10 protein-coding genes and 1 pseudogene are annotated in these 9,867 nt (G+C 32.7%); all 11 read left to right on the forward strand.

From position 1 onward, the window contains the following. Positions 1 to 40 precede the first annotated feature (40 nt). On the forward strand, positions 41 to 1,255 hold the full coding sequence (locus CHRY9293_RS09910) for a tyrosine-type recombinase/integrase (protein ID WP_162032825.1): 1,215 nt from the start codon (positions 41 to 43) through the stop codon (positions 1,253 to 1,255). 37 nt (positions 1,256 to 1,292) lie between these two features. Next, on the forward strand, positions 1,293 to 2,057 hold the full coding sequence (locus tag CHRY9293_RS09915; RefSeq protein ID WP_162032826.1) for a hypothetical protein: 765 nt from the start codon (positions 1,293 to 1,295) through the stop codon (positions 2,055 to 2,057). A 73-nt stretch (positions 2,058 to 2,130) separates the two neighbouring features. After that, positions 2,131 to 2,484 carry a helix-turn-helix domain-containing protein gene (locus CHRY9293_RS09920; RefSeq protein WP_162032827.1) on the forward strand — a complete coding sequence of 118 codons (354 nt, stop codon included), beginning with the start codon at positions 2,131 to 2,133 and terminating at the stop codon, positions 2,482 to 2,484. Further along, a complete protein-coding gene (locus CHRY9293_RS09925) occupies positions 2,481 to 2,771 on the forward strand; it encodes a hypothetical protein (RefSeq protein ID WP_162032828.1) in 291 nt (96 codons plus the stop codon). The genes CHRY9293_RS09920 and CHRY9293_RS09925 overlap by 4 nt, the downstream gene beginning before the upstream one ends. Further along, positions 2,768 to 4,240: a DNA primase family protein gene (locus tag CHRY9293_RS09930; RefSeq protein WP_162032829.1), complete on the forward strand. Its 1,473-nt coding sequence runs from the start codon at positions 2,768 to 2,770 to the stop codon at positions 4,238 to 4,240. The genes CHRY9293_RS09925 and CHRY9293_RS09930 overlap by 4 nt, the downstream gene beginning before the upstream one ends. A 77-nt stretch (positions 4,241 to 4,317) precedes the next feature. Then, on the forward strand, positions 4,318 to 5,787 hold the full coding sequence (locus CHRY9293_RS09935) for a DUF6371 domain-containing protein (RefSeq protein ID WP_162032830.1): 1,470 nt from the start codon (positions 4,318 to 4,320) through the stop codon (positions 5,785 to 5,787). Beyond that, complete coding sequence (locus CHRY9293_RS09940; protein ID WP_162032831.1) at positions 5,787 to 6,458, forward strand: hypothetical protein; 672 nt, start codon at positions 5,787 to 5,789, stop codon at positions 6,456 to 6,458. The genes CHRY9293_RS09935 and CHRY9293_RS09940 overlap by 1 nt, the downstream gene beginning before the upstream one ends. A gap of 82 nt (positions 6,459 to 6,540) precedes the next feature. Further along, positions 6,541 to 7,194 (forward strand): hypothetical protein, encoded by a 654-nt coding sequence (locus tag CHRY9293_RS09945; protein WP_162032832.1) that lies wholly within the window; start codon positions 6,541 to 6,543, stop codon positions 7,192 to 7,194. A gap of 15 nt (positions 7,195 to 7,209) precedes the next feature. Continuing rightward, a complete protein-coding gene (locus CHRY9293_RS09950) occupies positions 7,210 to 7,758 on the forward strand; it encodes a hypothetical protein (RefSeq protein WP_162032833.1) in 549 nt (182 codons plus the stop codon). Positions 7,759 to 7,891: 133 nt separating this feature from the next. Continuing rightward, complete coding sequence (locus tag CHRY9293_RS09955) at positions 7,892 to 8,425, forward strand: RHS repeat protein (RefSeq protein ID WP_162032834.1); 534 nt, start codon at positions 7,892 to 7,894, stop codon at positions 8,423 to 8,425. Next, a pseudogene (locus CHRY9293_RS09960) lies at positions 8,426 to 9,867 on the forward strand (RHS repeat-associated core domain-containing protein); the annotation flags it as partial. It abuts the gene before it with no gap.

Below are 9,867 nucleotides of genomic sequence, written 5' to 3' on the forward strand. Positions count from 1 at the left end.
CTACATTTCCTACACTTCTTACATAAAAGCATAAAAGACAATGGCAACAAAAGTAACACTCAGACAAAAACCGATTTCTAAAGGCCGTAAAAGTTTGTATTTAGATTTTTACCCTGCCATTATAAATCCTGAAACAGGTGACGCAACACGCAGGGAGTTTTTAGGTCTTTATTTATTTATTGATAAGACAGAACTTAAAAAAGAGATTAAAGGCAAAGGCAGTGCAGATTTGGAGCAACTAATAAAAGAGTTGAAGTCATTAACCTCAGCAGAGAAAAAACACAATGAAGAAACTTTAAAGATTGCTGAAAGTATAAGACAGAAAAGAGATAACTTTATTAATAAGCCTGAGATTTACAGCCATTACGAAAAAGAACAGTTAAGATTAAAGGAAGCAGGGTTGCAGAACTTTGTAGAATACTTTAAAAAATTAGCAGACAAACGAAAAGCGTCAAACCATGATAATTGGATTTCAGCCTATAATTACCTGAATAAATTTACAAACGGAGTTTTGCCATTCAGTAAACTAAATGAACAGTTTTTAACTGATTTTAAAGAATATCTGCTAACTACAAAAAGCAATAAAAATAAAAAAGTAACACTCTCTCAAAATTCAGCAGTATCTTATTTCAATAAGGTTAAGGCCACAATGAAACAGGCTTATAAAGATAACCTATTGCAGCACGATTTAAACGCTAAAGTAAGCCCAATTAAAGCCAAAGAAACACGCAGGGAGTATTTGACTATTGAGGAACTAAACAGCCTCGCAAACACACCATGCAACAATGATTTAATAAAACGTGCAGCCTTATTTTCTGCCTTGACAGGTTTAAGATATTCAGATATTAAAAAATTAACATGGTCAGAAATTGAGTTTGTTGAGGGGCAAGGTTACTTCCTGAAATTCGAGCAGGAAAAAACAGAGGGTATTGAGTATTTGCCAATATCTGAGCAGGCTGTTAGTCTTTGTGGTGAGGTAAGAGAGCCAAAGAGTACTGTATTTGATGGTCTAAGATATACCGCTTATCATTCGAAACACTTGGGGCAATGGTTAGGTGCAGCAGGTATTACTAAAGATATTACTTTCCATAATTTCAGACATACATTTGCAACCTTGCAATTATTTAGCGGTACAGATATTTATACGGTTTCAAAGATGTTAGGCCACAAAGATTTAAAAACCACTCAGGTTTATGCAAAGGTTGTAGATGAAGCCAAAAGAAAAGCAAGCGGTAATATAAAGTTAGATTTTTAATGCTATTTAGAATATTAATGTAAATATCACAACAGCAATGGCAGATAAAGAAAAGAGATTTTTAGAAATAGAAAAGAGATTAGAAGCACAGGCAAAACTAAATCCTGAACTTGTGAGGTTAACGAAATTAACTGCTGAACAAGGCAAAAAGATTTTAAAGGAATATGAGGCAGAATTTAACAAGGTTTTAGATGGTTATAAAGATTATTGCAGAGTTAATGGGTTTGTAATACCTAAAGATACAAACGAGTTTTTTAGTTGGGTTGCATTACGTTACCCTGATGAAAATCTACCATTTATTATTGAAGTTGCCAAAAATCCTTACAATTATAAATTGTTTCACGATTACAAGGAGAGGTTGTTTAACAATCCTGATTGGAGTAGCAAAAAGGAATTTGAATATTTGCAAAAGGAAATTGCAGAACCTCAGCAAATCAATAAAAAACCTCAAAGTCAAAATACTGAAAAAGAAGTAAAAAAGATTTCGGAAATAAAATATACTGCAAAAGAGTATGCTTTAGCGTACATTTTTGATTTATGGGCTAAAGGAGAACAAATACCACTTAATAGAGTTGAGGGCGGTTTAAATAAAAAAGAACTTCACGAAATTGGTGAGAATATTCCAACAATAAAGAAAGATACTTTTTATAGAGCAGTTAAACTTTTGACTTCATACGACCTTAATAAACAAAAACAATTGCAAAGTATTTCTAAAGATTGGCAGAACGCTGTTCAGAAATTATCTAATAACTGGGCAGAAACAAAAGAGTATTTAGTAACAAAAGAGCTTTACAGGGAATAGTGGGGAAAAATCCCTAAAGATACCCACGCTTTTACCCAAATACTTTTGATGTATAATTTAAAATTTAAAGATTATGCACAATTTTGTATTAAGTCCAATTGACCCGAAAATACTTATAGATAGTATTGCGGAAAAAGTTACTGCAAACATTCTAAACGCAGTAAGAACTGAGCAACAACCAACTGAACAACCTGAAAAATTCTTAACGATTCAGGAAGCAGCACAATTTATGAGCCTTTCAGTACCTACAATGTACAGTAAAGTAAGTCGCTCTGAGATTCCCGTGATGAAACGAGGCAAAAGGCTGTATTTTTCTCTCAAAGAATTAACGGAATACCTGAGAAATGGTAAGAAAAAAACCACTGCAGAAATAGAAGCAGAGGCAGATTTGTATTTGTCTAAAAACAAAAAAAGTGCTGCACTATGAGAAATAGAAATACAGCACCACAGAAAAGGCAAGTACAAGATAAGCATTTTCAAGCACAAAAGAGCAGAGTTTTTAAAGCTTTTTCTGAACGGCCAAAAACAATGTTAATGGTTTCAGTTGAAACAAGGATTTGCAGGGCTAATATTTGCCGTTATGTATCACAATGGCAAAGAGAAAATAGAATTGAAATAGTTAGAAAAGGGTTTTGTTCACTTTCTAAACATAGAGCAGGATTTTATTCTACCAATTCTGAATTTTTATTTAATCTTAAAAGCAATACCAAATGATACAGCCACAATTTGACGACCTCAACAATCCTAAAACGATTATAAACCATATTGAAAGCCTAAAAAAAGAAAGTGCAGCAATACCACATACAGAGGTTTTGCAGAAGTTGTTAAAAGAGGTGCAGCCTGTTGACTTTTATAGCTTAGTGCCTGCTGATGAATTAGGAAAAAATGGTTCTATTCCCCTAAGGCACTTGCAGGTATTATCTGTAGAAAATGTATTGCAGTTAGCAGAGCAGAACCGTTGGGGCTTATGTAAGAATGAGGATTTTATTTATTTATACAATGGTACTTATTGGCTGCAGATAGATAAAGAGCATTTTCAAAAGGTTTTAGGAGAGGCAGCAGAAAAAATGGGAGTTGCTAAATTTTCAGCACGTTTTTACCAATTTAGAGAGCAGCTTTTTAAACAATTCCTTGCAACAGCATATCTGCCAGCACCCAAAATAGACAAAAACAAGGTTTTAATTAATCTGCTAAATGGAACTTTTGAAATAAGCCCAACAGATATAAAACTAAGGCCTTTTGACCGTGCAGATTTTATTACTTATCAATTACCATTTGAATATAATCCTGAGGCAACAGCACCAATGTTTGAAGCGTATTTAGATAGGGTATTGCCTGATAAAGAACGGCAATCTGTTTTAGCAGAATATTTAGGGTATGTTTTCATTAAACACGGTAGTAATGCATTAAAAGAGGAAAAAGCATTGATTTTATACGGAACAGGTGCGAACGGAAAAAGTGTGTTTTTTGAGATTGTTACAGCCTTATTTGGCCGTGAAAATGTAAGTAACTATTCCTTGCAAAGTTTGACTGAGGAAAAAGGTTTTTATAGGGCAAAAATCAATAATAAGTTAATAAACTATGCGAGTGAAATAAACGGCAAATTAGAGGCGAGTTTGTTTAAAGCAATGGTTTCAGGTGAACCTGTTGAGGCCTGTTTAAAATATGGACAACCTTTCACAATGAGCCAATACGCAAAATTTATTTTCAATTGTAATGAGTTACCAAAAGATGTTGAACATACCAACGCTTATTTCCGACGTTTTTTAATTATTCCTTTTGATGTTACTATACCAGCAGAGGAACAAGATAAAACACTTCATACAAAGATTATAGAAACAGAACTTTCAGGGGTGTTTAATTGGGTTTTAAAAGGCCTTAATAGGTTATTAGAACAAAAATACTTCTCTGTTTGTGAGGCAGCCAAAAGAGCAGTTGAACAATACAAATTGGAAAGTGACAGCGTACAGATGTTTTTTACAGAGTTTGATTATAACACCTCAGCAACAGAGGAAACCAAATTAAAAGACCTGTTTACGGAATACAGAACGTATTGTATTGAGAGTGGTTTTAGAGCCTGTTCACTTAAAACATTTGCTGAACGTTTAAGAAATTCAGGTTATATTATCGAAAGGAAAGCATACGGTATGGCTGTTAATGCTGTAAAAAATAATGATTATTAAAACTCAACTTTCTGCAATACCTATGTTTGATTATGTAGGTAATGTAGGAAATGAAGTTGAAATAAAACATTTTTAAAATGAATTACAGATATACATTAGATAAAAGCAGTAAGAAATTTCATTGCCCAAGTTGTAGCAATAAGAGATTTGTACTTTATATTGATGAGGTTGCAAAAGAGTATGCACCTCCGCAATACGGGATTTGTGACAGGAAAAGTAGTTGCGGTTATAGGTTAGCACCACCAGCCGAAAAACTAAGTTATTTTGTCGCAATTGACAGTATTAAGGAAATAACAGATAAAGCTTTTGTAGTACGGCAAAATGATAACGAAATGTTACTACCTAAAAGTGTAGTATTAGAACAGATGCCGAACGGAATTTATATTGCGGCCTATTTTATAGATGAGCCAAAATATAATTTTAATCTGCAATACAATGAATCAAATCAAAAGTATTTTTCAGATTCAGGAAGTACAATAGTTTTAGAACCAATCAAATTGAAACCTAAATTTATTGAACCTATTTACTTTGATTTTGAAACATTCAGAAAAACACTAAAAAGCTATGAACAGAATACATTTATACAAAATCTATTAAAAAGAGTGCAATTTCCTTTCAGCACAGATGAGGTAACCAAAGTAGTTGTGCAATATCGTTTAGGTACAGTTACCAAAGGATACAGAGCAGGTGCAATTACCTTTCCATACATAGATAAGGCAGATAATGTTAGAGCCGTTCAGGTCAAACAATTTAATGAGCAAAATAACACCTCAGCAACAGACAAATTAGATAAAATTATTCTGAACGGTTTAAAAAATGATAATAAAAACATTCCTAATTGGCTGAGCAGTTATATTGATTATGGAACTGATAACGGTTATTTTAATTGTCTATTTGGTGAGCATTTATTAAATAGATTTCCACTTAATCCAATTGCATTGGTAGAAGCCCCAAAAACGGCTATTTATGGCACTTTGTATTTTGGTAGCCCCGATATACCAAACAATCTTATTTGGTTAGCCGTTTACAATGAAAGCAGCTTTAATTTTGATAAGTTGAAAGTATTAGAGGGCAGAGATATATTTGTATTTCCTGATTTGTCAAAAGATGGTAGCACCTTTAAAAGATGGCAGGAAAAAGCAAAGGATTATGAAACACGATTACCAGCAACACGGTTTATATTTTCAGACTTATTAGAGAAATTAGCAGATGACCATCAAAGGCAGCAGGGTGCAGATTTAGCAGATGTTTTAATCCGTTTGAATGCTAAAGATTTTAGAAAAGATGAGGTCAAAAGTTATGAGCAATTTACTTATATTGAAAGAATACTAACAGGGCTTAGGTTGTTCGATGTTCAGGAGCTTGCAGAGATGGCCGCACAGATGTTTTTAGACCGTGAAAAGATGAGTTATAGAGATATAATAGATTACTTTAAAAGCGATGGTTTAAACGGTACTGATGCAACTGATTTATTAGATGTTTTAGTTATTCAAAAAGTAGTTATTGCAATTGATTATCCAAATTATAAATTAATAAAAGTGAAATGATGACAAAAGAAAGATATTTAGAAAAATCCAAAGAAGCAAAGAAAAGAGGTTTACAAAAGTTTACAGATTCTGAGTTTTTAGATAGGTTATTGAAGCAAGATAAAATAGGAAATAATGACCTAAACAAACTAACTTCAAAGCAATTAATATTATTTAATGATTTCTTTGCAAAGAATTATAATGAGGCAAAAGATGAGGCCAAAGACCAACTGTTAAATAAAGTAATAGATTCATTGCCCGAAAAGAAACGTAACCAAATTTGGGAAGTCAATCACTGCAATATTATGAATGCTATAATGGATTATGTGGAAACTTGTGGCGCGATGCCAACAAAAAGCAGAATAGCAGAGTACACGGGGCTAAGTAGGCCGACAATTGATAAGCACCTAAAAGAGTTTCAAAACAATCCACTTTTTAAGGGAATTGATGAGCAGTTTAAATTTATGATTCCTAAAGTGATGGGTGAAGTATTAAGACAATCGATAAAAGGTGACATAAGAGCGGCAAGGCTATTTTTAGAGTACGCTGGAGGTACAAAAGGGCAGTCACGGATTAAGAACCAAAATAACTTCATTCAGATCAATGGAATAGAACTAACTGAGGAAAAGATAAGTAAATTAAGGCCTGAGCAGTTGCAAACAATTGAAGCCGTTTTGCAGTCATTAGATTAGAAATATAATTCAAACTTTAAAGCAGTCTAAATTTAGCCTGTTTTTTTTGTGAAATTGGTTTATATTTGATAAAACAAAATGTATGAAAAAAATATTATTTGAAAATGAATCTGGTCAAAAAGTACCTCAAAAGAAGCGAAATAATGGTTGCTTATTTACAATTTTAGGATTGTGTTTAATTTCGATAATCTATGTTTTGGGTTTATTTTTGTGGACTAATTACACAGAAGCAGGCAAAAAACATCAGTCAGAATTGAATAAAAAAAAGTTAGAAAAAAAAGATAAAGATTTCAAATCATCTGCAGATTTTTTATTTTCAAACAAATTTAAAACAGCGCAGGAAAAAATTGATTCTGCAAAAATGGTTAGGCAGAAAGAAATTGAAAATCCTGAACTGCATTTAGCGAACCTACAAAAAGAACTTGAAAGTAAAAATCTTACCAAAATACAGCGTGAAGAACTTGAAATTGAAATTAAAAGCATTCGTACCCTCAAGTGGGCTAAGAAAAATATTAACTCTTGGGATAATTCAAATCCTAAATTAGAAAGAGCCGTTAAGAATGCAATGAATGATAAAGACTCATTTGAACACGTAAGTACAGAATATTCATACAAAAAAGATAAAGTTATTGCCAAAATGATATACAGAGGAAGTAATGCGTTCGGTGCAAAAGTTATTGAAAGTGTAACAGGTGAATTTGATTATGACGGCAATCTAATTTCAATTAATCAATAATAAAATATTTATACTATGAAAAAACTATTTTTACTTTTTATTTTTATTTCAGGGTTTAGTTTTGGCCAAATGGAGAACTACGTTATTAATGATGGGCAGGTACAATGGCAAAAGGTTTATGAAACTAACAAAACTTTTGATGAAATACTTAAAGTTGTAAAGAATAAGAATAATATCAAAATTACAGAACAAATTGAAAATACAATTACTGGTGAGTTTAAAGGCTTAATTATGAATTACAGAAAGGCAGGACATACATACATGGGAACGCCAATTGTACTTAATGAGACAAATAAATATTATGGCCTATTTAAAATTGAATTTAAAGATGGTAAGTATAGGGCAACAATACGGAATGTTGCTTCTGAAGGAATGACAATGACAATGTATGGTGCAGGATTAGGGCTTGGTAGTGATTTAGATACTACACTTGAAGCGATGGCACTAAATAAAAAAGGAGAGGTTAGAAAAGGATTTCCAAAGGTTGCAGGTAAAATTATAGATGTTACTTTTCTTGACTTAATGGATTTTACTAAAGTAGAAGAGAAAAATGATAATTGGTAAATTTCAGAAAATTAAATATCTTAAATAAGCAGTCTAAAAAGGGCTGTTTTTTTTGTGTAGATAATGTAGTAAATGTAGGTTGAAAAAAACTTTTATTTTTTATTGATGAGATATTAGAGAATACTTACTGTAAATGTTGGCCAGCACCTCATCATTACTTTTTGATATTTTGCTACTTTCTGAATCTTTTTGTACCTCATTTGTACCTTGTATTTGTAATTCATTGATTTATAGTATTAATTACTTTTTGTATCGAAAAGTATTAAGTATTACTGAAAATGCAGATACTTATTATGTTTATAATGAATATAATCAATTAGCCTGGGTAATTCCACCACTTCTTTCCAAAAAGAAGACCTGGGATTTAGCAGACCAACAGGCTTTGGCTTATGAATACCGTTACGATGGAAGAAGCAGATTGGTTGAGAAGAAACTTCCCGGTAAAGGTTGGGAACATATGGTGTATGATAAAGCAGACCGTCTTGTCTTTACTCAGGATGAACTCATGAGAGCACAAAATAAATGGCTTTTTAGTAAATATGATTTATTTGGAAGAGTGATTATCACTGGAATCGTAGGAGGAACTTCTCGAACAGACATGCAGAATATGATTGCTAACAATCTGATTGTTGAAAACCGAAATCCTCCAGGATTTACCAAGAATTGAATGTCGATTCAATATACCAATAATCATTTTCCTTATCTTGAAACCGTATTATCAGTGAACTATTATGATACTTACCCTCTCTATAGTTTCAATCCTCCTTTTCCTACAAGCATTCAGGGAGAAGTTGTCCTAACAGATAATCCATCCACAAGTGGAGGAAAGAGTACCAAGAGCTTTTCTGTCATGAGCCTAGTAAAGAATATTGAGAATGATAACTGGACCAAGAACTATACTTATTATGATACTAAAGGAAGAGTGATAGGAAATCATTCCATCAATTATTTGGGAGGGTACACGAGAACAGAAGCCAAATTGGATTTTACAGGAGTAGTTCAAAATACAATTACCAAACATAAGAGATTGAATACGGATACTGAAAAAGTCATTACCGAGATGTTTACTTATGATTCACAAAATAGATTATTAAAACATACCCATAAAGTAGATGGTAATCCTGAGGAAATCTTAGCTCAGAATATCTATAATGAACTTTCTCAATTACAAACTAAGAAGGTAGGAGGAGTAAATCCAACCAGCCCGATTCAAACCATAGATTACAAATACAACATTCGAGGATGGATGACTAAGATCAATGATCCTTCCAATTTGAATGGAAAATTGTTTGGATATGAGATCAAATATAACAATCCTGTACTTACTACTCTTGCTTCTGCAAAATACAATGGAAATATTGCAGAGATTGATTGGAAAACATCCAATGATGGAATCCTGAAACGATATGCCTATCATTATGATGGATTGAACAGGCTCTTGTATGGTCATTATGTAGAACCATTGAGTACGATTCCTCAGACTGATCATTTTGGGGAATCTATGGAATATGATCTGAATGGAAATATTACCCGTTTATATCGAAATGCTAAGAACACGAATGGGCTGGCAATGCAAATCGATAACCTTAGCTATACCTACTTAGGAAATAAATTAACCAAAGTAACGGATGCAAGTCAAAACACGGATGGTTATCCTGGAGGAGGAAATGTTATAGGTTATGATAATAATGGTAATATGACCAGTCATCCTGATAAAGGAATCAATGGTATCAGCTATAACTTTTTGAATCTTCCATCAGAAATTAAAGCTAATTCAGGGAATTCAAATGCGGCTATTACCCGTTATGTATATCGAGCAGATGGAGTGAAGGTTGCAAAAAATTATATTCTTGGAGGGACTACAAAAGAAACACAATATCTAGATGGGTTTCAGTATGATAATAGTGGAACTTCTAATGTATTGGCTTCATCTTCCTCATTAAAGTTTGTTCCTACAGCCGAGGGATACTTTGATTTTATAAAAAATAAGTATATTTACAATTATACAGACCATTTGGGAAATGTGCGTTTAAGCTATTTTAACAATGGATCAGGAGTAGAAGCTCTTAAAGAAAACAATTATTATCCTTTTGGATTGAAGCATCAAGG

It is taken from the genome of Chryseobacterium potabilaquae, assembly GCF_902728265.1.
In the GTDB taxonomy this organism is placed as follows: domain Bacteria; phylum Bacteroidota; class Bacteroidia; order Flavobacteriales; family Weeksellaceae; genus Chryseobacterium; species Chryseobacterium potabilaquae.

Bases quoted from the DNA above. Each gene is read 5' to 3' on its own strand.
- CHRY9293_RS09910 (WP_162032825.1), top strand. From the start codon at position 41: ATGGCAACAAAAGTAACACTCAGACAAAAACCGATTTCTAAAGGCCGT.
- CHRY9293_RS09915 (WP_162032826.1), top strand. From the start codon at position 1,293: ATGGCAGATAAAGAAAAGAGATTTTTAGAAATAGAAAAGAGATTAGAA.
- CHRY9293_RS09920 (WP_162032827.1), top strand. From the start codon at position 2,131: ATGCACAATTTTGTATTAAGTCCAATTGACCCGAAAATACTTATAGAT.
- CHRY9293_RS09925 (WP_162032828.1), top strand. From the start codon at position 2,481: ATGAGAAATAGAAATACAGCACCACAGAAAAGGCAAGTACAAGATAAG.
- CHRY9293_RS09930 (WP_162032829.1), top strand. From the start codon at position 2,768: ATGATACAGCCACAATTTGACGACCTCAACAATCCTAAAACGATTATA.
- CHRY9293_RS09935 (WP_162032830.1), top strand. From the start codon at position 4,318: ATGAATTACAGATATACATTAGATAAAAGCAGTAAGAAATTTCATTGC.
- CHRY9293_RS09940 (WP_162032831.1), top strand. From the start codon at position 5,787: ATGACAAAAGAAAGATATTTAGAAAAATCCAAAGAAGCAAAGAAAAGA.
- CHRY9293_RS09945 (WP_162032832.1), top strand. From the start codon at position 6,541: ATGAAAAAAATATTATTTGAAAATGAATCTGGTCAAAAAGTACCTCAA.
- CHRY9293_RS09950 (WP_162032833.1), top strand. From the start codon at position 7,210: ATGAAAAAACTATTTTTACTTTTTATTTTTATTTCAGGGTTTAGTTTT.
- CHRY9293_RS09955 (WP_162032834.1), top strand. From the start codon at position 7,892: ATGTTGGCCAGCACCTCATCATTACTTTTTGATATTTTGCTACTTTCT.